The sequence below is a fragment of the Pseudemcibacter aquimaris genome, assembly GCF_028869115.1.
In the GTDB taxonomy this organism is placed as follows: Bacteria; Pseudomonadota; Alphaproteobacteria; order Sphingomonadales; family Emcibacteraceae; genus Pseudemcibacter; species Pseudemcibacter aquimaris.
Genome location: NZ_CP079800.1, coordinates 855498 through 881626, shown reverse-complemented (window position 1 = coordinate 881626; position 26129 = coordinate 855498). Strand labels below are relative to the sequence as shown.

The window sequence follows — 26129 nt, the reverse complement described above, 5'->3', positions numbered from 1 at the left end:
ATAAGGATAAGACACTATAACTTCAAGAGGATAAAATTTAAACTTTGTTATTAAGGCAATATCAGACAGGTATTAATGAAAACCCATGTGTATAAAAAATCATCTTTAACTGAACAAAAGACAACATGACACAACAAGAAAAATACAACGGTCGCTTTCAAAAAGTGATAAAATATATCGAAGATAACCTTGATGAAAACCTATCGTTAGAGGTTTTATGCAATGTGGCGAACTTTTCCAAATATCATTTCCACAGACAGTTTACTGGCTTTACGGGTATGACATTATCAAAATTTATCGCCCGCAAAAGAATGAAACGCGCCGCATATCAATTGTTATTCAGGACTGATATTTCAATAATTAATATCGCTTTTGATGCAGGCTACAGCACACCTGAAGCCTTTTCAAAATCTTTTAATCGCGAATTCGGTGTGTCCCCGTCACAGTTCAGAAAAGATAATCACAAAATCAACCAACTGGATGAATTAAACCCCTTAAACTTGGAAGAACTTAAAGACATGGACATCAGTATCATTATTTTCAAAAAAACCAGAATTGCCGCATTAGAACACGTAGGCGCCCCAAATAAAATCATGAATTCTGTTCAAAAATTCATAAATTGGCGAAGAGAAAATCACCTACCTCCACAGACAAGTAGAACATTCAATATTTTCTATAATGACCCCTCAAACACTGCACCAGAGGATTACCGCATGGACATCGCCGCAGAATTAAAAGGCAAGTTAAAAGAAAATACGGACGACATCATAGAAAAACAAATACCTGAATGTGAATGCGCTTATCTAAGGCATATTGGCCCATGGAATACATTAGAAAATAGTATTCGTCATTTATACAACGACTGGCTCCCAAATAGCGATCGCGAACTACTGGATTTTCCATTGTTCGTTGAACGCGTCAATCTATATCCTGAAACACCAGAACATCAATTGATTACAGATATATATTTACCTTTAAAGAAGTAATAAAAAAAGGCGAGAGGTTACCCTCTCGCCTTCAAGTCATACGCCTTGGCCCCTATGGGGGTGGGTCCAATGCGCACGGGACATAAACTTATGTGCGGTCACCTTTTCTATCGTGACCACGGCGGCCTTCGCGGCGGTGACGGTCGTTTAAAATACCGTCGCCATCACGGTCCATGCGTTCAAACATTTTGTCGCCGGCTGCTTTATATTCTTCTGCGGTGACGACCCCGTCACCATTTTCATCCAATCTTTCAAAACGTGACTTCATGCGTTCTGCCATACGCTCTGATCGCTCTTCTGTTTTTTCAGCACGCTTTTCTTCTTTTTCCTTGCGTCTTGCTTCACGGGCCTCTTGCCATTTGGCGGCGTCCGCTTCTGCTTTGGCTTGGTATTCTTCAAGTGTGATACCGCCGCCATTTGCGTCTGTTTCCGCAAAACGCTTATCCATCATGGCATCGAATTCTGATTTTTCAACGGTGCCATTTTCATTGGTATCCATGCCGCGCATCATGCCTCTATCCTGTGACATGGCCACACCGGCAATTGATACTGCGAGAACGCCTGTCATTACATAAATCGTTTTTTTCATTTTGATCTCCAATTTAACATCCCATTCCCGCTAGTCTGTAAACATAGTACGGTGAGTATTTCAAAACCCGTCACATATTTTTTAATTTACGATAAAAAGGTTATTTTTTGCGGTAAAATAAAAATGACGCGATTAAAAATGCCATAAAACAAAGAACCGCCATGGCGTAATAAGAAAGACTGCCTGATTGTTCATATAGAACCCCACCAATATAGGTCGCAAGCCCCAACCCAAGCCCCAGCGGCAGTGCGGAATAAAGGCTTTGTGCAGACCCCGCCATATCTGCACTGACCCTGCGGCTGATGTAACTGATGGCGGCAAGATGGCTGGCGCCGTAGGTAAGCGCATGAATAGTTTGTATCACAAATAAAATCGGTAATGACATTGTCATGCCCACCACCGCCCAGCGGATAGCACCCAAAAACCCAACAAGGGCGAATATGGACATCACAGGTTTATTTGAAACCCATTTACCGCAAAATACAAAGAACAAAATCTCTGCGATAACACCAATACCCCAAAGAATACCAATGGTGTCTTCCCCCATTCCCTGTTCCTGCCAATATAAGCTACCAAGGGAATAATAAACACCGTGGCTCATTTGCAAGAGGCCAACGACCAATAAAAACAATAGAAAATCATTATCCGATAGTAATGATTTTATCGGGTTTGCCACCAGTGGTGTGTCCGTTTTTTTCTTTTTATTGCCGCGCGGTAATAACGATATGGTCACGACCAACAAAATCAGGCTTAAATAAACGGCCCAGATAATATCATCCGTATCATTTTCTTTTAAATACCAACCAAAGAGTACAGATGCAGCAATGAATGAAAATGAACCAAATGACCTGATGCGCCCGTAATCAAGATTATGTTTTCCCGCCTGACTGACAGTTATCGTTTCAAGGAGCGGCGTAATCGCGGGAAAGGTCAGATTAACCAAAATGGTTATCAGCATAAATTGCCAGAACCCTTGCCCGAAAAAATAAAGCGTGAAAAACACAAACCCGCTTATCGCCGTGAACATGATGGGCCGCCAATATTCTTCGCGTTTATCGGCAAATTGGCTGATCATTGGCGCGACGAAAATTTTTAATAAATATGGCACTGCGATGATAAGGCCAATTTCACTTGGGGTGATCCCCTTAGCCCTAAGCCATAATCCCCAAAATGGTGTAAATATTCCAAGATATATATAGAGCGACGTATAATTGGCCGATAATCTTAAAAAAGTGGACGTCTTACTAACCATAAAGAATATCTTCCAATTCATTACGGTCACCGCTTAAAACACGGTTTGTTTCATCATATGAAAAACCGGCGCGGGCCATAGCCGCGATTTCTTTATTGCGGGTATTTTCCTGTTCTTCGCGAATGCGAAATGGGCCAAAGCGACGCTTGCGTGCATATTTAATGGCGCTTTTGAAATTTAAATCCGGTTGGTCGTTTTTTGCGGCCTCTATCAGTTCCGCAATAATATCTTGCGGCACGCCTTTGGTTCTTAGCTTATTTTTGATTTGCGCCAGTGAATTACCGCTTAACATAAATGAATTGAATTTGCTTTCCGCGTATAGCCTGTCATCGACAAGCCCCATTTTAACACATTTCTGAACGGTTTCATTGATCCAGGTTTCCGCGTTTTGTCGCACCTCTTCCACATCTTCTTGATCCGCAAGAATTCTTTCGACTTTACGTCTTAAAATAAAAAATAAATTTGCCTCTGTTGTTGCATATCGTTCAAGGTAACGATAGGCTGCACCCTGAATATAAGCTTGGCTAAGTTTTTTATTTTTAAATCTTTTTTTCATATTGGGACAATAGCGTTTTAACATGACTGAGAACAGACCAATTTCACATTATTTACTATTACTAGTCCTTGCGGGCGTTTGGGGCTGTTCTTTTCTGTTTTTGAAAATTATCGCGCCCACGGTACCGCCGTTCACGATTGCCGCAATACGCATAACCATCGGTGCAATTGTTATCGCGCTTTATGTTTTATATAAGCGGGAAAAACTGCCTACACATAAATCCATTTGGTTAAAAGGATCCGTTATCGGTTTAATTGGCACAGGGACACCTTTTGTGCTGATTAGCTGGGCGATGCTTTATATTAATAGCGGCACGGGCGCAATTTGCATGTCCGTCATCCCGTTAATGGTGTTCGTCATGGCGCATTTCGTTCATCACGATGAAAAAATGAGCTGGTATGGATTAATCGGCATTCTGTTTGGGATATCCGGTGTAGTGGTGCTGTTTTATGATTCCATCAGCATCAGCGACGAAGGAAACATGGGCACATATGCGCTTATCGCCATGATGGCTGCATCATTTGGTTATGCTTTCGCCAACATCCTGATTAAACGGTTTGTAAAAACAGATCCGATCAACACGTCATTTGTGATGTTAACCACATCGGCAATTGCCATATGGCCTGTTGCTTTTATGACTGAACAGCCGCTTTCTATTGAATACGGAACCACTGAAATACTATCGCTTGTTTATCTTGGTGTTTTACCGACTGGTATTGCAACAATGGTTCTTGTGATATTTACCCGTATCGCCGGATCGACTTTTGTATCGTACAATACTTATTTAATTCCAATCGTTGGTGTGATTGTCGGTTACATATTCCTTGATGAAGCACTGAAACAAACCACGATTTTATCTATTATCTTTATTGCCTTGGGCATATTCATATCCCAGCGCCCCAGATTAAAATCCCGCAAGCCCTGATTTTCATCATATAAAAGAGTTGAAATCATCTGTTTTATTTCATTGCAAAAACCGTCAGGGACGATAAGATGTGTTGCAAAAATATAAAAAAATTACTTGCGATAATATGCGTCAGCATGTATCGAAGGTGAATTATTTAATACTAAAATATAACAATTGGGTTATTTTTAATTTTAAACTTTTAATGTGCGGGGATGTCAGTCACTTAAGTGCGCGATATTCCTATGTAATTTATAGATAACAGCTAAGTGACATAAATCATATATGCTTGAACCTACTCCTACACTTGATTCTTCCCTGCCAAGAAGGTACGCCGATTTTGATACCCTATTGGATGCACTTGACTACGCGGCCCAGGGGAAACGCGGATTAAATTTCTATTCGCCACGCGGTGAGCTGGAGACAAGCCTGACTTATAAGCAGATCAGAGACCGCGCTTTTGAAATTGGTAAACGCCTTGTTCATTTTGGCATTAAACGCCATTCACGCGTTGCTCTAATTGCCGAAACAAACGAAGATTTTGTTTGCTATTTTCTTGGTTGCCAATATGCAGGGCTTCTCCCTGTTCCGCTTCCACTGCCAACATCATTTGGTGGTCGTGATGGCTATACGGAACAACTTCATCAACAAATGAAAAGCTGCGAAGCAAGTGCTGCGATTTCTGCATCATATATGTTACCGCTTCTTGATGAAGCAACAAATGGTCTTGAAATGGAATTCGTTGGCACCCCTGTTACTTTCGAAGCACAAGCACGCCTTTCTGATCTTGAAAATGTGCAACTTCCAAATGTAAAGACTGATGACCTTGCCTATCTGCAATATTCATCAGGAAGCACACGTTTCCCACATGGTGTTGCCGTTACGCACAAATCATTAATGTCGAACTGTCATGGTATTGGCAAATACGGTATGGAAGTACAAGATGACGACCGCGCGGTTTCATGGTTACCGTTTTATCATGATATGGGTCTTGTCGGCATGCTTATTTCGCCAATTGCCTGTCAGGTATCAATTGATTACCTTGCGACAGAAGCATTTGCCCGACGTCCAATGCAGTGGTTGAAACTGATTTCCAAAAATAAAGGCACCATGTGTTCCGGCCCGACATTCGGTTATGAAATTTGTGCGCGTCGCGCCAATAAAACAGACCTTGAAGGTCTTGATTTATCATCATGGCGCGTTGCTGGTATTGGCGCGGATATGATCCGTCCACCGGTTCTTGAAACATTCGCGGAAACATTTAAAGATTGCGGCTTTAACAAAAACGCCTTTATGCCGAGTTATGGCCTTGCTGAATGTACACTGGCGGTTAGCTTTGGGCCAAAACTTTCCGGATATGACATTGATCTGGTCAGCGAAGATGTGCTTAGCGGCGAAGTCAAAACCGTTAAAGAACACAAAGCAAACGGCAATGGCGCCAATTACCGCGAAGTTGTCGACTGCGGTAAACCACTTCCTGAATATGAACTTGAAATCCGTGATGAAAACGACAATGCACTCGGTGACCGTGAAATCGGCCGCGTTTGCGTTAAAGGCCAAAGTGTTATGGTCGGTTATTACATGGATGAAGAAGCCACCAAAGCATGTCTATCCGACGACGGTTGGCTTGATACGGGTGATATCGGTTATGTTGTTGATGGATCATTATTCATCATCGGCCGCATTAAAGATCTGATTATCATTAATGGTAAAAACCATTGGCCGCATGATATTGAATGGGCCGTTGAAAAATTACCGGAGTTACGTTCTGGCGATAGTGCCGCCATTTCAATTCCCGGTGAAAACGAAGAAGAAGTTCCAGCAATCCTTGTTCAATGTCGCAAACGTGACGAAGATGAACGCGAAGATCTCGAAAACAGAATCAAAACCGAAGTACAAGCCGTAATCGGAAAATCACCGGTTGTTGTTCTTGTCCCACCACGTTCATTACCACGCACATCATCTGGAAAATTAAGCCGTGTTAAGGCAAGACGCCAATATCTGGCCGGACAGCTTGCTTAATTTCATTACCTGATTGACGAAACAGTTTTAAGAACGCTAATCTACCTTAAAAAATAGATTAGCGTTTTATTTATTGGGATTTTAAATGACAAAAACAATTGCCTTAACGGGCGCTACCGGTTTTGTTGGCGGGCATTTAATGTCCCGTCTTACGTCCCAAGGCTTTCATGTAAAAGCCCTCACCCGTCGCCCCCAACCCGAAATACAAAATGTAACCTGGATCAGTGGCGATCTTGATAATGATGCCTCATTAAAAGAACTAGTAGAAAATGCGGATGCCATCATTAATGTTGCTGGGTTGGTAAAGGCAAAAAATAAAGACGATTTTTTAAACGCAAATGCGGATGCTGTATCAAAACTTGTTTCCTTGCTTAATCCAAAACAACACTTCATTCAAATATCATCACTCGCTGCACGTGAACCCCAAATTTCCGATTATGCATTCAGCAAGTATCAAGGTGAAGTAATGCTTCAGGAAAGCGGTCATGACAATTGGACCATAATCAGACCGCCCGGCATATATGGGCCCAATGATTTTGAAACATTAAAAATATTTAAAATGCTAAAAAGCCGTTTTGCATTTTATCCCGCCAACAAGGATCACCGTGCATCATGGATTTTTGTAGATGATTTGGTGGAAGCCATCATCCATACGATAAACAATCAAAAATATATAAATAGAACCCTCGAAATGGATGATGATGCGCCAAATGGCCATTCACATGAAGAATATTTTAATACCGCCAGTGAAATTCTGAATATATCCCCCGTAAAAATAACGATCCCCAAATTTTTATTAAGTACGGCCGGCCACATAAATGACATAATGGGACGTATTTTTGGCTACGCGCCGATGGTATCATCGAAAAAAGTAAATGAACTGTGTCATCCTGATTGGATTTGCCGAAAGACACAAGATTTTCAAATGGATGACTGGGCCGCAAAAACCGATTTAAAAACAGGATTAAAAGAAACACTCGACTGGTACAAAAAGAACAAATATATTTAGACCACATTTTATAATGGATTTTAAAAAAGATATTTTGTAGATTAGCCGACCTATTCTAAAGGTAAAAAAATGACACTAAGTACAAATGAAATTTTCGACCAAATTTGCGACATCATGCAACCTTTCAATCAAAAATCGGTCGATATAAAGCAAGAAACAACGTTTGCAACTGATCTTGAACTTGATTCATTATCTGTAATGGACATGTTGGCTGCAATCGAAGACCACTTCGATGTAACGGTCCCACTTAACATCTTACCTGACCTTGAAACTGTTGGTCAGGTCGCAGAAGCCATTAAAAACATTCTTGATGAATAATTCCCTATCCGGATAAGAAATTTCATGACCCTTGATTTATTTGAAAAATTTGACGCAACGCTTGATAGCTTCAATCAACTGCCGCAGGGGGATTTAAATCCTTTTACGGTGAAAATGGACGAAGTTCTGTCGCCAACAGAAGCCATCATTAATGGCCGTAAAACCATTCTGGCCGGCACCAATAATTATATGGGCATGACTTATAACGAGGAATGCATGGAAGCGGCCGAAAATGCGCTAAGGAATTTTGGTACAGGAACAACTGGTTCTCGTGTTCTTAACGGTACTTATTACGGCCACAAACACCTTGAGGAAACATTAAAAGATTTCTATGACGCGGATCACGCAATCGTTTTTTCAACGGGCTACCAGGCAAACCTAGGCGTTATCGCAACGCTCGCCGGACCAAAAGATTATGTGGTTATTGATGCAGACAGTCATGCCAGTATTTATGATGGCTGTGCAATGGGCAATGCGACCGTTGTCCGCTTTACCCATAATGATCCGGAAAATCTTGAAAAACGCCTTGCCCGTATCCGTAAAAAAGATCCGGAAGCCGGTATTCTTGTCGTGATCGAAGGCGTTTACAGCATGCTTGGTGATCAGGCACCGATTAAAGAACTTGCAGAAGCATCGAAAAAACATAATGCATCCGTTCTTGTTGATGAAGCACACTCAATCGGCGTATTCGGTAAAACCGGCCGTGGCGTTGCACAGGAACAAGGCGTTGAACATCTGGTTGATTTTATCGTCGGCACATTCAGTAAAAGTGTAGGCACCGTTGGTGGATACTGCGTATCTAACCATCCGAAATTTGAAGTATTACGTCTTGTTTGTCGTCCTTATGTATTTACGGCGTCACTGCCGCCATCTGTTGTTGCCTCTGCGACAAAGGCACTTGAGCTGATTAAAGACAGTAATCTTCGTGTAAAACTCCTTGAAAATTCAATGCGCCTCAACAAAGGCCTTGCTGACGCAGGTTTTGAAATGGGAACAACTGGTGAAAGTCCAATTGCAGCGATCATCATCGATACTCAAGAACGTGCCATTGCATATTGGCAGCGTATGATGCAGGAAGGGGTTTATGTAAACCTTGCTGTACCACCTGCCACACCAAATGGCCTTAATTTAATGAGATGCAGTCTTTCAGCAGCCCATAGTTTTGAACAAATTGACTATATGCTTGAAAAGTTTATTGCTGTTGGTAAGGAACTTGGCGTTCTTGGTTAATCCAGCCGGATAAAGGTAATTTTTTCAGAAGCGGTAATGAGCAATTCACCTGCTTCATCTGTTTCATAATATCTGCCGTCAACAACAAAGTTTTTATGAAACACCAAACGCGCGTGTTCAATTTCTGTTAATGTGTGACCCGGCAAAAAAGCCTCGCCATAGGCCCCCTTCATTAACTGCTTACCCGTCTGCATGATGGCATCTTTGGTGTTTTCAACGCTTAAAAAATGAAGCGTATCCGCATTTTTTCGTGGCGGAAACTTAGTTCCCAAAAATATCCAGCTAAGGCTTGTGATATTGACCATAAAATAACGCCCAACGACCGCACCGCGTTGATTACGGTTTATCCGGATCATTTCATCCACATTATCGGATAATTTTGACCCAACGTATGCCTTATAAAGTAAGGATGCAATCGTGGTATAATTCTGTATTGTCTGCTTAAGTCCGGATTTATGAAGGATGCGCTCGAACAGTGATTTCTGTTCCACGATTTCACCAGTGCAAAAATATAATCCGTATAATTTTCCAACCCCGGCAACCCCCTCAACCTTCATCAATGGCAATTTAACCAAATGGTTTAATAACGTGCCTGCATTATGTTTTTTAAGTATGGTTGCCAGATCAGCGGTAATATTCGTTGATGTTGCGCCAAAGCTTTGTGACGTAAAACTGTCAGCCGTGCCAGATAAAACAGAAATAGGAACATCGTAATCGCCAAATGGTTTATTTTCAATGATATGTTCAAATGTAGCTGAGGCAATAGCTTGCCCGCCGACAATCACTAACGATGTGATCCCACATTGATTAAATCGGGTCAGTGCCTCTCCGATATCATCGAAATTTTTCACTTCATAGTGAATAACCCCTGAGCCTTCATTTTTAATCACATTCCTGATTTTATCCATTTCGTTTCTTTTCTGAAATGAATCAGGACTGCTCAAAATTGCAAGCATTCAATTTTCCCAGCTTTTTTTACTTAACATCATTGTTCAGTAGTAATATACCAATTCCATGAAAATTTAAACGAATTTGCCGTAATAAGACCATAAAGTTTTGGCAATCAGAAAAAACATTTATTATTTCAATGATTTTCCTTACTATACGGATGATCAAGGCCTGATTAGGACAAGTATACAAGAAATTCAATAATGCTTAAAAAAATTGATTTTTATATTTTGAAAAACACCGTAGTACCGCTTTTTGCGACACTCGGTGTTTCTGCATTATTGCTGTTACTTGAAAAAATGCTTTCACTGTTTGATTTTGTCATCAATCAGGGCGGCCCTATTGATGTTGTCTGGCAGATGCTTGGTAATTTGATGCCGCAATATCTGACGCTGGTTATTCCGCTTGCCATGTTCCTTGGTGTGTTGCTTGCAACCCGTAAATTTGCGCTTAGTAGTGAACTTGATGCCATGCTGTCCTGCGGGTTAAGTTTGCATCGATTGCTTTTACCATCAATTCTGATCGCGGTAAGCTTGCTTGCGATTAATATTATTGTTGTTGGTTTTGTTCAGCCATACAGCAAATATGCCTATGAAGAACTTATTTTCGATGTAAGAAGTGGTGCGCTTGGCGCTGCAATTAAATCCAATGAATTTACCGGCCTTGGCACAGGATTAACATTACGTATTGAAGAATCCAGAAATTCTGGTCGTGAATTAATCGATATTTTCGCACAAAAAGAAGATTCAGACGGACACATTTATTCCGTAAGCGCGAAACGTGGTAATTTCTTTGCCTCCCCCGATCAGAAATATATTATCTTACGGCTTTATGAAGGCAGTCTGATTGATTTTGATGCTAGCCAGGATAGACCACGTATTTTAAACTTTGATATGCATGATTTACCACTGGAAGTTCCAATGTTCGAACAATTCCGTAATCGTGGTGATGACGCCGAAGAAATGACATTCCTTGAATTATGGAAACTACGTAACAATGGCGATACCGCGGTTACAGCGACACTGCATTCACGAGCGGCTCGTGCCCTTTCGATTTTGATTGTACCGTTCCTTGCCGTTCCGCTCGGCCTTGTTGCCAAAAGGTCTGGTCGTGCACTTGGTATATCCGTCGGTGTATTTTTATTACTCCTTTATCATAAAGTTCTTGAGTTTGGCCTTGATTTTTCAGCGGAAGGATCAATTGACCCCCTACTTTCCATATGGTTACCAACCGCAATATTTATCGGATTAACGGCGCGGCTTTATTATATTGGCGCCTATAAAGTTGGTGGAACCCCTCTTAAATATCTTGAGGTTGTGTCTGAGATATTGGCTGAACATGCAACCCGCCTATTCAAGAAAATGAGGATCGCGAGCTAATGGTAGAACGTGTCATCAGTTACGGCGGCCATTTTGGCAAAATATTTAACCCGGGCAGCATGGATGTCTATCTGGCGAAAATTTTTATCATCAGATACGTGATTATTCTGGCGGGCCTTATTGCCACACTTCAGATGCTTGACCTGCTTGCAAAATCCGAAGAGGTCCTCGCTGGTGAAGGGGCCGTATACGCTGACCTTTGGCGATATGTGACCTTAAGAAGCCCGCATCTAATATCTTTATTTTCGCCATTTGTTGCGCTGCTGGCGTCAATTCTGACCTTGTCAGTGTTAAATGTGAATAGTGAAATTGTGATTATGAAAGCAGCCGGTTGGTCGGCCTTTCGTATATTAATGCCATTAATGGCAGTGTCATTACTAGTCAGTGTTATCAGTTTCGTTTTTTCAGAAACCGTGACTGTACAAGCTCGCGCGGAACTTAGAAACTGGGAAGCAAATGCATTTGCCGCTGATATTCCACCCGCGCCGGATTCCGTATTTGACACGTGGGTAACCGATGGTCAAAATTTGGTAAAAGCAGAAAGCGCAAGCAGGAATGGAAGCATCCTTCTGCTTGATGAAGTTACACAATATATTCGTGACGAAAATAAAACCATCACCAACATTATCAAGGCCGATTTCGCCGTTTACCGCGATGATGCTTGGAAACTGTTTGAAGTTAAAACCTTTGATGTTAATACGCTTGAAATTACAGTGATGGAAAACCTTGATTGGGAAACAACAATTCCACCAGAAAGGTTTATTTCATTGGCGATTGTCGCGGATCAGGTCAATATGCCGCGCCTTCGCCGCGCGATCACGCAATTAAAATCAGAAGGGCATGATACAGACAGCCTTGATACCATGCTGCATCAAAAATACGTATCACCATTAAGCACACTGCTTATGCCATTGCTAGCGGGACTTGCGGCATTTGGCCTTCATCGTGGTGGTAACCTGTTTGGCCGAATTTTGATCACCCTATCCATGGGCTTTGGATTTTTTGTGGTCAATAATTTATTCATCGCGTTGGGGCAATATGGCGCGGTTCCGCCACTTATTGCCGCATGGCTGCCGTTTTTGCTCTTTGGGCTCGCGGGCGTCAGCTTTATCCTGCTAACAGAAGAATAATAAAAAAGGACAATCTGTGACATCCGAACATATTGAAATTAAACCTGCCATCTCGAAACAAGACAGGAAAACATTCGTAACGCTTCTTTGGGATATTTATAAAGGTGATCCGCACTGGGTTCCGCCTCTGATAATGGAACGCATGGATGCGATTGATGAAAAGAAAAACCCGTACTTCCTACATGCGGAAGTAAAGCTTTGGATTGCTTATAAAGACGGTAAGCCTGTTGGACGCATTAGCGCGCAAATTGACGAACTTGTTGAAAAGCAACACGGATTAAAAACCGGTCATTACGGTTTCTTTGACTGTATTGATGATCAGGATGTGGCCAATGCATTATTTGATACGGCACTGGCGTGGTTGCGTGAACAAGGACGTACAGAGGTTATTGGACCATTTAACCTGTCCATTAACGAAGAGACAGGTATGCTTGTTGATGGTTTTGAACATTCACCACGTCTGTTGATGGGGCATGCGCGTCCCTATTATGAAAAACTAATTACCAATTACGGGTTAGGAAAAGTTAAGGATACGTGGGCTTATACGTTAGATATCAGCAAACCGATCCTTCCGCCAACCATTCAAAAATTGGTTGACCGTGCCGTTGATAAAGGACAAGTCACATTCCGCCCTATCAATATGGATAAATATGAAGAAGAGCTTCGAATTATTCTTGATATTTTTAACGACGCTTGGATTGATAATTGGAAATATATCCCATTCACCGAAGCAGAACTTGATCACGCGGTAAAAGAATTGAAAATGATTATCCGTGAAGATTTCACTTATATCGCTGAGGTCGACGGTATTCCACAGGCGATGATGGTGACGCTGCCGAATATCAATGAAATCATCAAAGACCTTGATGGTAAGCTATTCCCGTTTGGCGTATTCAAATTGCTGTGGCGTCTTAAGTTAAAACCAAGCTTTAAGTCTGTGCGCGTGCCATTAATGGGCGTTAGAACCGAATATCAAAATAGCCGCCTAAGTGGTATTATGTCATTCGGCCTTTTTGAAGCATGCCGCAAAAGCACAGAAAAATTAGGCTGTGATACGGCGGAACTTTCATGGGTCCTTGAGGAAAACACAAGACTTTCCAAGTTATTGGAAACCATTGGCTGCGTAAAATATAAAACATATAGATTATATCAAAAAGATTTATAAATGACCGAAATCATCGAACCACCAAAGAAAATCAGCCTGCTGCACAAGATTAGAAATTATTTTCTAACCGGTCTTGTGGTTGCGTCACCGATAGGGATTACGATCTATATCGGTTGGTGGTTCATTACGTTTGTTGATGAAAATGTAAAACCACTTATTCCGGATGCCTATAATCCGGAAACATATTTGCCGTTTTCAATTCCAGGACTTGGCCTTATCGGGGTGGTCATTTTTCTGATCATTCTTGGTGCATTAACGGCGAACCTTTTTGGCCGTGCATTACTTCGGTTTGGTGAAAAAATCGTTGACCGTATGCCGGTGATCCGAAGCGTTTATGGTACGTTAAAACAAATTTTCGAAACGGTCGTTTCTCAAGATAAGAAAAGCTTTAGTGATGTGGTGCTAGTGCAATACCCTCGTCCCGGTCTTTGGGCAATTGCATTTGTATCCGGTGAAAACACAAGCGAAATTCAGGACCGTATGGAAGATGAGATTGTAAACCTTTTCCTTCCGACGACGCCAAACCCGACATCAGGTTTTCTATTATTTGCACCGAAAAAAGATTTAATATATCTGGATATGACACCAGATCAGGGCGCGAAATATGTCATTTCAGCAGGCCTTGTTAACCCAGAAGACCTTCCGAAGAAAAATGGCAGAAAAAAATAAACCCCTTGTCGTTGATTTTGTTGGCGGTGCGGTCGGGCATCGTTTCCGTCAGGGTGGTGGCCGTTCACAAGCCCTTCCCAAAGCCATAGGATTTAAAGCTGGCATCATTCCAAACGTTGTTGATGCCACCGCGGGACTTGGGCGTGATGCATTTTTGCTTGCAAGTCTTGGCGCCACTGTCACGATGGTCGAACGCAACGAAGACATGTACCAACATTTACTTGATGGCATGGAACGTGCCCGCAAAGAAAATGATGAATACCGCGATATCATGGATCGCCTGACATTAATTCATGGCGATGCCAAAGAAATCATTCCGACATTAAATCCGGAAATAATTTTGGTTGATCCCATGCATCCTGAACGCAAAAAATCGGCACTTGTCAAAAAAGAGATGCGCATTATTCGCGATCTTGTCGGCACCGACCCCGACGCAAAGGAATTAATGGAAGTCGCCCTTCATCACGCCAGTAAACGTGTGGTATTAAAATGGCCGATGAAAGCGGATCCTATTGAGGACCTAAGAAAACCATCACATCAGATCACCGGCAAAACGACCCGTTATGATGTGTTTATCCGCTCTTAAGGTATTTAACCCCTTCATCGCGTTCGAACAGATAAAGCAGCGTTCTTAATGCTTTTCCGCGCTCTGAAGATAGATCGGCATCTTTTTCCAAAATCAACCTGGCGTCATCACGTGCCATAGGGATTAAATGATGGTGATCTTCCATACTGGCGACACGGAATTTTGGTAAGCCGCTTTGTCGAGTGCCGAGCACTTCACCCGCACCGCGTAATTTCAAATCCTCTTCTGCAATCACAAAACCGTCCTCGGTTTCGCGCATAATATTCAGACGTGACTTTGCCACCTCACCCAATAGATTTCCATATAGCAACAAACACGTTGATTTATCCGCCCCGCGGCCGACACGACCACGTAATTGATGAAGCTGCGAAAGGCCAAATCTTTCGGCGTGTTCAATGATCATCACGGTTGCTTCGGGGACATTTACCCCCACTTCAATCACTGTTGTTGCAACTAGAATATCCAGATCACCTGATGCGAATTTCTGCATCACGTCGTCTTTTTCTGCGGCCTTCATTTTACCGTGAACCATTCCGACGCGGTCCCCAAAAACTTGGGTTAGATGTCTGAACCGTTCTTCTGCAGCGGCGAGGTCTATCACTTCTGATTCTTCCACAAGTGGGCAGACCCAATAAAGTCTCGCACCCGTCTGAATAGCCCTATTTGCCGCAGAAACGACCTCATCAATTCTGTTTAATGCCATCACGCGGGTATCCACAGGGGTTCTTCCTGGTGGTTTTTGGTCAAGTCGCGATACATCCATATCCCCATAAACAGTCAGCGTCAGTGTCCGTGGGATAGGTGTCGCGGTCATGGCAAGCACATCCATACTGATACCCTGCTTTCCCTTTGCCGCAAGCATCATACGCTGTTCAACACCAAAACGGTGTTGCTCATCAATCACCGCCATGGCAAGATCATGATAGATCACATCTTTTTGGAAAATGGCGTGCGTACCGATCAATATGTCAATTTCACCGGATGCGAGATCTGCGAGTATTTTCTCACGCGCCTTGCCCTTATCTCGTCCCGTTAAAATGGCGATATTAACATCAACCCCTGATGCCATTTCGGTCAAGCTTTCATAATGCTGACGGGCCAGTATTTCCGTCGGTGCAAGTATGGCAGCCTGTGTTTCATTTTCAACGGCAACAAGCATAGCAATCAGTGCGACTACGGTCTTACCACTGCCTACATCCCCTTGTAATAAACGCATCATAGCCGAACTTTCCGCCATATCGGCCATAATTTCTTTAATTGAACGACTTTGTGCATCTGTTAAAGCATAGGGTAATTTTTCAATAACGACGTTCGTCAGAAAACCTTTGTTTTCAAGCGGCCTTCCTTTTTTCTTTTTTACCTGTCTTCGCATGATTTCAAGCGCCAATTGATTGGCAAGAATTTCATCATAGGCAAGGCGTAAATGGGCGGACGTGTTGATTTCAGTATCATTTTTATTTTCCGGGTTATGACATCCCATTAATGATGGATACCATGCCGGCCACCCTTCGCGGGCCAATAATGTTTCATCAATCCATTCTGGAAGCTCCACCGCTTTTTTAACCGCTTCTTTCATTATTTTTGCCATTACCTTGGCGCTGATCCCTGCAGTCAATGGATAAATTGGTTCGATCGGGGGAATTTCATCCTTTTTATCTGGGGTAACCATATATTCCGGGTGGCTCATTTGTAACGCGCCATTGAATATTTCGATCTTGCCGCTGATTAATCGTTTTTCCCCTTCCGGTAATTGACGCTGAATGTAATCCCGCCTTGGATGGAAAAACACCAATTGCATCTGCCCCGTATCATCATGACACCAAACCCGATATGGCTTTCTGCTTTTTGCGGGTGCCGGGTCATGCTTTCCCACGGTGACTTCAACGGTCACGACTTGATCAAATAAAATATCTTTTAATGCTGGCGTATTGCGGCGATCAATTACATCAACCGGCAAATGCCATAATAAATCAAGTATGCGATTACCCGTTATTTTTTCCAGTGACTGTGCAACCCTTGCACCAACACCAGGCAGGCTTTGGGTATCAGTAAAGAGTGGATATAGTATTTCCGGGCGCATATGTGATTATTCTTTGTGCTTTTATTGGTTTTCATATATTAGATATTTTTATATACACATAACATAACCTACCAATAGCCGAATGAGAAGTTAAGTGACAAGATTTAATACACCGGGATTTATTGAAGACCCGGTTGATAAAAATGAAAGCATCGAAATCCGCAGAAAACGGCTTAAATTCAGAAGCTGGCACCGCGGTATTAAAGAAGCTGATATCTTGCTTGGATCATTCGCTGATAAATTTTTGCAAGATATGCCTGCTGACGAGCTGGATAAATATGAAACGCTTTTGCGTGAGGCCGATTCTGATCTTGTGGCATGGATTACCGGGGACAGAGAACCACCGGAACATTATAACCACGAAGTCATGCAAAAATTAAGATCCATTGATTATATCAAGATATTAAAGTGACCCATCTGTCCGAAGAAGAAGTGCCGCTGATTTTAAGCAACGTGCCGGAAGGCATGGATGCGCTGGTCATTGCTGACATGGTCGCTTCTCTTGAAAGTGATAGGGCGACGCTTCATATTGCCCGTGATGATATGCGTATGGAAAATATGGCGGAACTGATCCGTTTTTATTTGCCCGATGTAAATGTCATTACATTCCCAGCGTGGGACTGCCTTCCTTATGACAGGGTTTCACCGAACCCGGATGTTCTTGCAAAACGTATGACAGCGCTTACGGATATTTTATCATCCGGCCAAAAGAAACAAATCATCATCACTACCATTAATGCGGTCACACAGCGCATACCGGCGACAGATACGGTTAAAGAAGCCACCTTTAAAACCAAGGTCGGTAAAACCCTGAATATCGATAAGCTATCCCATTATTTAAGTCATAACGGTTATAGCAGATCAAGCACAGTGGTTGATCATGGCGATTACGCCATTCGCGGCAGCATTATTGATATATTCCCACCGGGAAACAAGAAACCTGTTCGTATTGACCTTTGGGGGGATGAGGTTGATACCATTAAATACTTCGATCCCGTTAGCCAGCGCACAGAACAAAAAATTGACCGCATCGATTTAATCCCGATGGGCGAAATATTTTTGGATGAAAAATCAATATCACTTTTCCGCAGAAATTATGTTTCAGAATTCGGTGTCGCACGCGGCAATGACCCGTTATACGAAGCGGTTCTTGACGGCAGAAAGCACGCCGGAATGGAACATTGGCTGCCGTTTTTTCATGAAAAGCTCGAAACGCTTTTTGATTATCTGGAAAACCCTGTCGTTACTATGGATAATCTGACGACAGAAGCATTGGAAAACAGGCTTTCCGCCATTTCCGATTATTACCTTTCCAGAAAATCGGCGTATGAAGACGCACCGAAGAAAAGTGATACTGTTGCCCCCTATAAACCCGTTCCGCCTGAACAATTATTCATGGGCGCTGCTGAATGGAAAGAATATGCTGAAAACTTAAGAATTCATCAATTTAATCCATTTGACGCACCACCCGGCGAAGATGTCAGACCCCATAAAGGATCACAAGGGCGTAATTTTGCACCCGAGCGAAACGATAAAAACATCAATATATATGATGCGTTACGCAAACATATCGTTGCCCTTCAGGAAGCTGGAAAAAAAGTATATCTCGCCAGTTATAGTATCGGTGCCCGTGACCGATTAAGCGCCGTTTTAAATGACCATGGCATGGCAAGGCATAAGCTGATCGATACATGGAAAAGCGCAAAACGAAATACCCGCGATACCATTGGATTAATTATTCTGCCACTTGAACACGGTTTTGAAACCGATAAATTCGCCGTTATTTCTGAACAGGATATTCTTGGTGACCGTCTGATCCGTAAAGTCAGACGCACGCGCAAAGCAGAAAACTTTATATCCGAAGCATCCGCCCTCACCCCGGGTGATCTGGTGATCCATATGGACCACGGCATTGGCCGTTATGTTGGGCTTAAAACCATTGAGGTCGGTGGCGCTGCCCATGATTGCGTGCTGCTTACGTATCATGGTGGTGACAAGCTTTATGTTCCTGTTGAAAATATCGAAGTTTTAAGCCGTTACGGCAACGAAGATAGCGACGGCAAACTTGATAAACTTGGCGGTGTTGCATGGCAAGGACGTAAAGCCAAACTTAAAAAACGTATCCGTGAAATGGCCGATGAACTTATTAAAGTTGCGGCTGAACGTACGCTGCGTAAAGGCGAGGTCATCAAACCTGCAGACGGGCTTTATAATGAATTCTGCGCCCGTTTCCCATATACGGAAACCGATGATCAATTAAATGCTATTGGTGACGTGATTAAGGATTTATCAAGCGGCAGACCGATGGACCGACTTGTTTGTGGTGATGTTGGTTTTGGTAAAACAGAAGTGGCGCTTAGAACAGCATTCCTCGCCGTTATGGAAGGCTTCCAAGTAGCCGTGGTTGCGCCGACCACCCTGCTCGCGAGGCAACATTACAAAACTTTTGTTGAGCGTTTTAAAGGGTTCAATATCAAGGTCGGTCATCTTTCCAGACTTGTTACAAGTAAAGAACAAAAGCTTACAAAAGAAGAATTATCAAAAGGCGATTGTGAAATCGTTGTTGGCACACACGCCGTGCTTGGTAATTCTGTGAACTTTAATAATCTTGGAATGTTGATTATTGATGAAGAACAGCATTTTGGTGTTGGTCATAAAGAACAACTTAAAAAGCTTAAAAATAATGTTCACGTTTTAACACTGACTGCAACGCCAATCCCACGAACTTTACAATTGGCCATGAGCGGCATTCAGGGCTTAAGCCTGATCGCAACACCGCCAGTAGATAGGTTGGCTGTCAGAACATTTGTGCTTCCGATGGATGATCTCGTGATCCGTGAAGCACTTCTTCGTGAACATTACCGCGGCGGTCAAAGTTTTTATGTTTGCCCACGCATTTCCGATTTGAAAGAAGTTGGTGAATTTTTAAAAGAAGTGGTCCCAGAAGTTAAATTCATCACCGCCCACGGTCAAATGTCACCGGGACAAATCGAAGACATCATGAATGCCTTTTATGATGGTGCCTATGACGTTCTTTTATCCACGACCATCGTGGAAAGTGGTCTGGATATTCCAACTGCAAATACCATGATCATTCACCGTGCGGATAATTATGGCCTGGCGCAGCTCTATCAGCTTCGTGGGCGTGTTGGCCGCTCTAAGGTTCGGGCATATGCATATCTGACATTACCGCCACGTAAAATTCCGACACCGCAGGCGGAAAAACGTCTTCATGTACTACAAACACTTGATACTCTTGGTGCCGGGTTCACACTTGCCAGTCATGATTTGGATATTCGTGGTGCAGGTAACTTACTTGGTGATGAACAATCAGGTCATATCAAGGAAGTTGGCATCGAGCTTTATCAACAAATGCTTGAAGAGGCCGTGGCCCAAGCCAAATCATCCACATATGACGATGAAGAAAGTGACGAAGCGTGGTCACCACAAATAAATGTGGGTGCATCTGTGATGATACCGGAACGGTATGTTAAAGATCTTAATCTAAGAATGTCACTATATCGTCGAATCGCAGAACTTAAGACAAAAGAGGATGTCGATGCATTCGGTGCAGAACTGATTGATCGTTTTGGAAAACTACCAGAAGAAGTAGAACATCTACTGAAAGTTATTGAAATCAAGCAATATTGTAAGATTGCCTGCATTGAAAAAATTGAAACCGGACCTAAGGGCGCCATCATTTCATTTAGAAATTCAAAATTCCCAAATCCACCAGGTTTGATAAATTTCCTTACAAAACAAGGCGCTGTCACAAAATTAAGGCCGGATCATAAACTGGTTTATGTCAGAAAATGGTCAAAAGTTGAAAGCCGATTACTCGGGTCGTTAAATCTTTCGAAAGCGCTCGCGAAAATTGCGCAAAATGTGGTACAATAGTTAAAATTATTACTAATTGTTAAACTATAGTTAGAAGGTTTTTCCTATAGTAAGCACATGATAAATGGAATTAGCACAAGTCTGTCTGGATTACTCGCAGCGTCAACAAGGGCCAATACTGCGGCCAATAATATTGTTAACGCTTACAATACTTCTATGCCTGTTGGTGGCGACAGAAGCACTGCGGGTTTAAAAGCGGCCAAGGCATATGTCCCGCAAAGGACAGTAAATACATCCAATAAGAATGGCGGCGTAACAGCACATAATGTTCCTGTAAATCCGGCATCTTTAAGTGTATTTAGCCCGGATAATCCGGTTGCAAATGAAGAAGGATTTGTTAATGTTCCAAATGTCGAACCGGCAATTGAATTTTCCGAGCTGATAAAAGCGAAGAATGCATATAAGGCAAATGCCGCGGTTTTAAGAACATTGTCCGAAATTGAAGATGCAGCTTTGGACATTATTGAATAGAAGTTTGAGTAAATTTGTTCTTTTTAGTTAAGTTTTATGTTTTTTTGGGCAAAGTTGAAACATTCTTAACTTTTTAACGATAGGCTTTTCGTTAATAATAAAAAGAATAAAAATAATCATCAGGTATACAAGAATGTAATCAGATGATTCAGGTGAGTAAGAATGAGCGATATAGAGAACACAACAGGCGAAGAAATCGAAAAGCTGATGTCATTGGCACACGATAGCAGTAAAGATGCTCGTGCGGCCCTTTTTGATGGCATAACAGACCTGATAGAGGCACAACATCAACAAATTTCAATCACTGAAATTGATTTGATGATGGATATCTTAAGCAAAATCATTTGCGATATCGAAGTGAACATTCGTAAGAAACTCGCACTTAAGCTAGCCGATCGAGCTGACCTTCCTGCAGAACTTATTATTCTTCTCGCTAATGATGAAATTGAAGTCGCCAACCCGATTCTTTTACAAAACACGTTACTGACCGATAAAGAACTGGTTCGAATCATCCAACGAAAATCGCGTCAGCATCAATTAAGCATTGCTGCACGCAAAATGCTTTCTTCAGATGTATGTCGTGAACTGGTGAGAACCGATGATGACGATGTAATTGTGACACTTCTTTCCAACCAAGAAGCAAAGATCGATAACGATACAATTGAACAAATTGTAGAAAAATCAAAAACGCGCGAAATTTTACAGTCACCACTTGTTCATAGACAAGATCTTCCTAAACATATCGCAGCCAGAATGTATAGCTGGATTTCCATGTCGTTAAAATCTGAACTGATGGAAATTCATTCTTTCACTGAAGAAGAATTGGAAGAACAGCTAGAATCATCAATCAAAGAATTAAAGAAAGAAGACAACCTTAACGGTCAAACAGTTGATGCCGAAGTAACATTGATTGCAAAACTGAAAAAGGCAAACAAACTGCATATTTCTTTCTTGATGAAAAGTCTTCGTCAAGGCAACACCCGCTTATTTGAACTCGCTTTCGCAGAAATTCTGAATGTTCCTGAAGATATCATGTGTAATATTTTATATGAACGTGGTCCGGCGGCCCTTGCCATAGCATGTTGTGCTGCACGCATTGATAAATCTGTATTCCTAACCATGTTCCGCTTAACACGTGAGGCAAAAATGATGGATACAGAATTAAGCCAATCAGAAATTGAACATACATATAGTCAATTTGTGAATACAAACGAGCAACGCGCAAAACTCATTTTACACAAATGGGTTGAAGATTCTGCACGTACTCCTATATTCTAAGCCTGTTTAATTATTAATAGGCAATATCCATGTCGAATAAAGACTTAAAGCTCGCGCTTGTGAATAGCCATAGCGAAGAGGCGGAAAAATCAGCCGAAGAGCTTAGAAAGTTATATTCATTTGTTTCTGTTGAAGAAGCGGATGCAATCGTCGCCCTTGGCGGTGATGGATATATGCTGCATTTATTTCATGAAATCATAAATGTTAATAAACCTATTTTTGGAATGAATTTGGGTACGGTTGGCTTTCTTCTCAACGAATATCACCCAGAAAACCTGATTGAACGCATTGAAAAGGCTATGCCGTTTCAACTTCATCCGCTTAAAATGCAGACGACAACGATGGAAGGCCAGGATTTCGAAGCAATTGCTTTTAACGAGGTATCCTTACTTCGTGAAACAAGGCAAGCGGCCAAGGTCAAAATCTATATTGATGGAAAATTAAGATTAGAAGAGCTAGTTTGTGATGGCGTTTTGATATCGACCCCGGCTGGCAGTACAGCCTATAACCTATCGGCGCACGGTCCGATTATCCCGATGCATGCAAATATCCTGGCACTTACACCGATCAGCGCCTTTAGACCGCGCAGATGGCGTGGTGCGCTATTATCGCAAGCCGCAAAAATTAAATTTGAAATTAGTGACCCTGCGAAACGCCCGGTTAGTGCGGTTGCTGATACCATTGAAGTACGTAATGTTATGTCCGTTTCAATTGAACAGGATAATTCATACACCAAAACATTATTATTCGACCGTGAACATACGCTTGAAGAGCGTATCTTAAACGAACAATTTATCAGCTAAAAAAGTTTATATCTTATCTTGAAAGCGGAAGCAGAACGGTAAATTCTGATCCCTCGCCGACTTTACTTTTCAGAACGACGTCACCACCCATCTGTTTGGCTAGATGTTTTGAAATATGAAGTCCTAGACCGGTTCCTTCTTCCTTACGGGCATAAATATGACCGCGGTCCTGATGGAATTTCTCAAAAACAAGTTCTTGTTGATCCGGGGCAATACCAATACCGGTATCCCATACTGTTACGCCGATGATTCCTTCTTCAAAGACGCGCGTTTTAACACCAACCGAACCACCTTCTGGTGTGAATTTCACGGCGTTACTTAGAAGGTTTACGAAAATTTGTGTAACACGACGTGCATCAACACAGATATCAACTTCTTCATTCAGTGAAACTTCACTAATATCAATTTCTTTGCTTTCCGCCTTAATCGCGACCATATTACGGGCACCATTAATAACATCATTTAATGACACATCTTCTGTCTCAAGCTGAATTTTGCCGCTTTCAAGAACCGCAACATCCAGAATATCATTGATAAGGTGTAGCAGGTGACGACCCGCATTCATAATGTCATTACTATATGAAATATATTGATCGTTAAGTTCACCAAACGCCTGCATGGTCATGGTTTCAGCAAAACCAATAATCGCATTAAGCGGCGTTCTTAGCTCATGACTCATCGCCGCAAGGAAATCGCCTTTTGCTTCGATGGCTTCTTCCGCCTGTTTCGTTGCCACATCAAGTTGCGCACGCTTACCTTTTAATTCATGAAGCGTATCAATCAATGTTTCCTGAACGGTCTCTGCTTCAATCTTTGCTTTACGGTTTTCCGTCACATCTGTACCGGCACCTCGGAAACCTTGGAATTCGCCACTTTTTACGTCAAAAAGCGGCACACCACTTAAGTAAACATAAACATCTTCATCGTCCTGATCCTTAATCACCAACAGCTGATCACGAAACGGCGCATTTTTGTTCATAAATGCTGTTTCATCAACTATTTTTCCATCAAAGCCATCAAGAAGTGTTCCCAACTCACTAAGCTGTTTACCCATCATCAAGAATGATGGAACACCCGTTAGTGCAGTGAAACGATTTGATAAATAAGTCAGATTAAATGATTTATCAACTTCCCAATACCAGTCCGACGTTGCACGTGCGAAATCGCGGTAACGTTGATCATTACCGCTTAATTCTTCTGTCTGTGTCGCACGGTATTGATCCGTACAATCCGTATAAGTACCGCCAATGGCAATCACATATCCTTGGTCGTCACAGATAGGAAAATGACGAGAACGATATTGATGATTGCTGCCGTGAAGATGGATAGTCTCTTCAACGGTAACGCTGCTGCGGGTTAATTGTACTTCATTTAAAATGGATAGTAGGCTTCCAGGTAGTGAATATTCACCACGCGAATTGTGAACGATGCCGCTGATAGATTCGCTGTCGCTGACAAGAGCGCGATATCCATCATTAACATAAACAAGTTCACCATTAATTGTTGAAACATAAAGAGGAACATTTTCATCAAACTTCATTTTAGAAAGAAGCATGTGAATCTGATCTTTAACAGTCGGATTGTCACTCTTCTCTAATTGAGTTTTGACAAGCTTTTCTGCCCTCAGCTTTTCAACGATTTCCAATGGGATAATCGTTTGATTTGTTATATTATTTTTCTTTCCCACTTTACTATCCTATCCCAGTAATGTGTGATGCACCCTAACATGCATCCTGTAATAACAATTGTGCTTCCTGAAAATGATAATCACGTTGCCAATACTTCACTGCGGCACGTGCATTTGCAGGTTTAATCCTATCATACAAACTTAGCATCGTATTCAATATTGATGTCGATCTTGCCTTTGGCCCACTATTCACCTGCAAGATTAACAAAAACATTGATGAAAACTGCGATTTTTCTAACCCGATGGCACGTGAAATCACAGCGAGACCCTCGTCATTTTTTTCCCTTATCACGCGCCAGATAATCTTTACCCCAAGGCCGCTCATTTCCGCGAGAGCAGCAACAGCCACATTTATTTTTTGCTGTCTTAATGATGTGACAACAAAATCAAAATTCAGCCTTCTTTGGTTATTCATAGTACGAACAAGCAATATCGCTTTTTGCATAACGCCATCCTCTTCGTTATGGTTCGCGATAATTTCTTTTGTTGCACTTTCCAGTGCATCATCAAGCAAATTTGGATCGACATCAAAATCTTCAACGATTTTCCGACGCAGCGCTGCTGTCACCCACCAATACATTTTGTGGGCCATTTCAAATGACAGATCATTTCGATTTACAAGCGGTTCTTGGAAGCGGTCCACTGAACGTGATTCCTGCACCAAATAATCCAGTGAAGCTTGTGAAATTTCTGCATTCTCATTGCGAATAAGCGCTTCGATCACATCTTCACTGCCATGTTCAATCAGTTCACCTGATACATTTTCACTGACATGTTCACGTATAGCAATGGAAAGACGATGTGCATCCGTGCGGTTACGAATTGTTTCAATCAGATCTTCATCACGAAGTAGCTTACTTTTTTCAAGAACGGGTTGCGCAATTTCAATATTGTCATTGGCAAGCATGGTGACAAGCTCGATTGAAATCTCATCCGATTCTGCAAGTTTTTTGGAAAGGTTTTTTCTGATTGTTTTTTCAACGGTTTTAAGAAGCTTGACCATAATGTCATTCATTAGAACGCGTTCATGCTCATTCAAGCGACCTTTAGAGGACAAAAACAGATCTGTAATGTTCTCCATCAGGGCATCTTTCGATCCCTTCGAGCTATCCATAGCAAGCTTTAACAAGCTTTGTGATGATAGATTTTCACTCATAACGTTCCAACATT

Annotated in this window: 23 protein-coding genes; 16 read left to right on the top strand and 7 right to left on the bottom strand. The window is 42.0% G+C overall.

Annotation, left to right across the window (positions count from 1 at the left end):
* The first annotated feature begins 125 nt into the window (after positions 1-125).
* A complete protein-coding gene (locus KW060_RS04245) occupies positions 126-986 on the top strand; it encodes an AraC family transcriptional regulator (protein ID WP_249035128.1) in 861 nt (286 codons plus the stop codon).
* Positions 987-1074: 88 nt separating this feature from the next.
* On the opposite strand, the gene KW060_RS04240 is transcribed toward KW060_RS04245, so the two are convergent.
* From KW060_RS04240 to KW060_RS04230, 3 genes are all read right to left on the bottom strand, one after another.
* The gene (locus KW060_RS04240; protein ID WP_249035127.1) at positions 1075-1575 is read right to left on the bottom strand and encodes an EF-hand domain-containing protein; all 501 of its coding nucleotides are present in this window, start codon (positions 1573-1575) and stop codon (positions 1075-1077) included.
* 100 nt (positions 1576-1675) lie between these two features.
* Positions 1676-2827 carry a 3-phenylpropionate MFS transporter gene (locus KW060_RS04235; RefSeq protein WP_274757318.1) on the bottom strand — a complete coding sequence of 384 codons (1152 nt, stop codon included), beginning with the start codon at positions 2825-2827 and terminating at the stop codon, positions 1676-1678.
* Positions 2820-3383 (bottom strand): regulatory protein RecX, encoded by a 564-nt coding sequence (locus tag KW060_RS04230; RefSeq protein ID WP_249035125.1) that lies wholly within the window; start codon positions 3381-3383, stop codon positions 2820-2822. Before KW060_RS04230 ends, KW060_RS04235 begins: the two co-directional genes overlap by 8 nt.
* A 22-nt stretch (positions 3384-3405) precedes the next feature.
* Here KW060_RS04230 and KW060_RS04225 point away from each other — a divergent pair, with 22 nt between their 5' ends.
* The 5 genes from KW060_RS04225 (at position 3406) to spt (ending at position 8866) form a co-directional block, all read left to right on the top strand.
* Positions 3406-4308 carry a DMT family transporter gene (locus tag KW060_RS04225; RefSeq protein WP_249035124.1) on the top strand — a complete coding sequence of 301 codons (903 nt, stop codon included), beginning with the start codon at positions 3406-3408 and terminating at the stop codon, positions 4306-4308.
* 264 nt (positions 4309-4572) lie between these two features.
* Positions 4573-6309, top strand: a complete 1737-nt coding sequence (locus tag KW060_RS04220) for a fatty acyl-AMP ligase (RefSeq protein ID WP_249035123.1) — start codon at positions 4573-4575, stop codon at positions 6307-6309.
* An 85-nt stretch (positions 6310-6394) separates the two neighbouring features.
* Positions 6395-7318 (top strand): NAD-dependent epimerase/dehydratase family protein, encoded by a 924-nt coding sequence (locus KW060_RS04215; RefSeq protein ID WP_249035122.1) that lies wholly within the window; start codon positions 6395-6397, stop codon positions 7316-7318.
* A 69-nt stretch (positions 7319-7387) separates the two neighbouring features.
* On the top strand, positions 7388-7636 hold the full coding sequence (locus KW060_RS04210) for an acyl carrier protein (protein WP_249035121.1): 249 nt from the start codon (positions 7388-7390) through the stop codon (positions 7634-7636).
* Between the two features lie 24 nt (positions 7637-7660).
* A complete protein-coding gene (spt, locus tag KW060_RS04205; protein WP_249035120.1) occupies positions 7661-8866 on the top strand; it encodes a serine palmitoyltransferase in 1206 nt (401 codons plus the stop codon).
* On the opposite strand, the gene KW060_RS04200 is transcribed toward spt, so the two are convergent.
* Positions 8863-9822, bottom strand: coding sequence for a hypothetical protein (locus KW060_RS04200; RefSeq protein ID WP_249035119.1), 960 nt, complete (start codon positions 9820-9822; stop codon positions 8863-8865). The genes spt and KW060_RS04200 overlap by 4 nt on opposite strands.
* A gap of 195 nt (positions 9823-10017) precedes the next feature.
* On the opposite strand from KW060_RS04200, the gene lptF reads away from it, so the two are divergent.
* The 5 genes from lptF to KW060_RS04175 are packed head-to-tail and all read left to right on the top strand — an operon-like array spanning position 10018 to position 14743.
* Positions 10018-11193 carry an LPS export ABC transporter permease LptF gene (lptF, locus tag KW060_RS04195; RefSeq protein WP_249035118.1) on the top strand — a complete coding sequence of 392 codons (1176 nt, stop codon included), beginning with the start codon at positions 10018-10020 and terminating at the stop codon, positions 11191-11193.
* Entirely contained in the window at positions 11193-12323 is a 1131-nt protein-coding gene (gene lptG / locus KW060_RS04190) for an LPS export ABC transporter permease LptG (RefSeq protein ID WP_249035117.1), read from the top strand. Before lptF ends, lptG begins: the two co-directional genes overlap by 1 nt.
* A 16-nt stretch (positions 12324-12339) precedes the next feature.
* Complete coding sequence (locus tag KW060_RS04185; protein WP_249035116.1) at positions 12340-13488, top strand: hypothetical protein; 1149 nt, start codon at positions 12340-12342, stop codon at positions 13486-13488.
* Positions 13489-14157 carry a DUF502 domain-containing protein gene (locus KW060_RS04180; RefSeq protein ID WP_249035115.1) on the top strand — a complete coding sequence of 223 codons (669 nt, stop codon included), beginning with the start codon at positions 13489-13491 and terminating at the stop codon, positions 14155-14157.
* Complete coding sequence (locus KW060_RS04175; protein ID WP_249035114.1) at positions 14141-14743, top strand: class I SAM-dependent methyltransferase; 603 nt, start codon at positions 14141-14143, stop codon at positions 14741-14743. The genes KW060_RS04180 and KW060_RS04175 overlap by 17 nt, the downstream gene beginning before the upstream one ends.
* On the opposite strand, the gene recG is transcribed toward KW060_RS04175, so the two are convergent.
* Entirely contained in the window at positions 14730-16823 is a 2094-nt protein-coding gene (gene recG / locus KW060_RS04170) for an ATP-dependent DNA helicase RecG (RefSeq protein WP_249035113.1), read from the bottom strand. The genes KW060_RS04175 and recG overlap by 14 nt on opposite strands.
* 94 nt (positions 16824-16917) lie before the next feature.
* Here recG and KW060_RS04165 point away from each other — a divergent pair, with 94 nt between their 5' ends.
* From KW060_RS04165 to KW060_RS04145, 5 genes are all read left to right on the top strand, one after another.
* Entirely contained in the window at positions 16918-17235 is a 318-nt protein-coding gene (locus KW060_RS04165) for a succinate dehydrogenase assembly factor 2 (protein WP_249035112.1), read from the top strand.
* Positions 17232-20720, top strand: a complete 3489-nt coding sequence (mfd, locus tag KW060_RS04160; protein ID WP_249035111.1) for a transcription-repair coupling factor — start codon at positions 17232-17234, stop codon at positions 20718-20720. Before KW060_RS04165 ends, mfd begins: the two co-directional genes overlap by 4 nt.
* A 57-nt stretch (positions 20721-20777) precedes the next feature.
* On the top strand, positions 20778-21191 hold the full coding sequence (locus KW060_RS04155) for a flagellar basal body rod protein FlgC (RefSeq protein WP_249035110.1): 414 nt from the start codon (positions 20778-20780) through the stop codon (positions 21189-21191).
* Positions 21192-21353: 162 nt separating this feature from the next.
* Complete coding sequence (locus tag KW060_RS04150; protein ID WP_249035109.1) at positions 21354-22469, top strand: DUF2336 domain-containing protein; 1116 nt, start codon at positions 21354-21356, stop codon at positions 22467-22469.
* 29 nt (positions 22470-22498) lie between these two features.
* Entirely contained in the window at positions 22499-23272 is a 774-nt protein-coding gene (locus KW060_RS04145; protein ID WP_249035108.1) for an NAD kinase, read from the top strand.
* Between the two features lie 13 nt (positions 23273-23285).
* On the opposite strand, the gene KW060_RS04140 is transcribed toward KW060_RS04145, so the two are convergent.
* Both KW060_RS04140 and KW060_RS04135 read right to left on the bottom strand, forming a co-directional pair.
* On the bottom strand, positions 23286-24959 hold the full coding sequence (locus KW060_RS04140) for a PAS domain-containing sensor histidine kinase (protein ID WP_249035107.1): 1674 nt from the start codon (positions 24957-24959) through the stop codon (positions 23286-23288).
* 34 nt (positions 24960-24993) lie between these two features.
* Positions 24994-26115 carry a DUF2336 domain-containing protein gene (locus KW060_RS04135; protein WP_249035106.1) on the bottom strand — a complete coding sequence of 374 codons (1122 nt, stop codon included), beginning with the start codon at positions 26113-26115 and terminating at the stop codon, positions 24994-24996.
* Positions 26116-26129: the final 14 nt, after the last annotated feature.

What these genes read in the sequence shown, in the direction of transcription:
- KW060_RS04135 (WP_249035106.1), bottom strand. Translation starts at nt 26,115, where the DNA reads ATGAGTGAAAATCTATCATCACAAAGCTTGTTAAAGCTTGCTATGGAT.
- KW060_RS04230 (WP_249035125.1), bottom strand. Translation starts at nt 3,383, where the DNA reads ATGAAAAAAAGATTTAAAAATAAAAAACTTAGCCAAGCTTATATTCAG.
- KW060_RS04180 (WP_249035115.1), top strand. Translation starts at nt 13,489, where the DNA reads ATGACCGAAATCATCGAACCACCAAAGAAAATCAGCCTGCTGCACAAG.
- KW060_RS04220 (WP_249035123.1), top strand. Translation starts at nt 4,573, where the DNA reads ATGCTTGAACCTACTCCTACACTTGATTCTTCCCTGCCAAGAAGGTAC.
- KW060_RS04200 (WP_249035119.1), bottom strand. Translation starts at nt 9,822, where the DNA reads ATGCTTGCAATTTTGAGCAGTCCTGATTCATTTCAGAAAAGAAACGAA.
- KW060_RS04225 (WP_249035124.1), top strand. Translation starts at nt 3,406, where the DNA reads ATGACTGAGAACAGACCAATTTCACATTATTTACTATTACTAGTCCTT.
- spt (WP_249035120.1), top strand. Translation starts at nt 7,661, where the DNA reads ATGACCCTTGATTTATTTGAAAAATTTGACGCAACGCTTGATAGCTTC.
- KW060_RS04215 (WP_249035122.1), top strand. Translation starts at nt 6,395, where the DNA reads ATGACAAAAACAATTGCCTTAACGGGCGCTACCGGTTTTGTTGGCGGG.
- KW060_RS04210 (WP_249035121.1), top strand. Translation starts at nt 7,388, where the DNA reads ATGACACTAAGTACAAATGAAATTTTCGACCAAATTTGCGACATCATG.
- KW060_RS04175 (WP_249035114.1), top strand. Translation starts at nt 14,141, where the DNA reads ATGGCAGAAAAAAATAAACCCCTTGTCGTTGATTTTGTTGGCGGTGCG.
- KW060_RS04245 (WP_249035128.1), top strand. Translation starts at nt 126, where the DNA reads ATGACACAACAAGAAAAATACAACGGTCGCTTTCAAAAAGTGATAAAA.
- KW060_RS04235 (WP_274757318.1), bottom strand. Translation starts at nt 2,827, where the DNA reads ATGGTTAGTAAGACGTCCACTTTTTTAAGATTATCGGCCAATTATACG.
- lptF (WP_249035118.1), top strand. Translation starts at nt 10,018, where the DNA reads ATGCTTAAAAAAATTGATTTTTATATTTTGAAAAACACCGTAGTACCG.
- KW060_RS04150 (WP_249035109.1), top strand. Translation starts at nt 21,354, where the DNA reads ATGAGCGATATAGAGAACACAACAGGCGAAGAAATCGAAAAGCTGATG.
- KW060_RS04155 (WP_249035110.1), top strand. Translation starts at nt 20,778, where the DNA reads ATGATAAATGGAATTAGCACAAGTCTGTCTGGATTACTCGCAGCGTCA.
- KW060_RS04240 (WP_249035127.1), bottom strand. Translation starts at nt 1,575, where the DNA reads ATGAAAAAAACGATTTATGTAATGACAGGCGTTCTCGCAGTATCAATT.
- KW060_RS04145 (WP_249035108.1), top strand. Translation starts at nt 22,499, where the DNA reads ATGTCGAATAAAGACTTAAAGCTCGCGCTTGTGAATAGCCATAGCGAA.
- recG (WP_249035113.1), bottom strand. Translation starts at nt 16,823, where the DNA reads ATGCGCCCGGAAATACTATATCCACTCTTTACTGATACCCAAAGCCTG.
- lptG (WP_249035117.1), top strand. Translation starts at nt 11,193, where the DNA reads ATGGTAGAACGTGTCATCAGTTACGGCGGCCATTTTGGCAAAATATTT.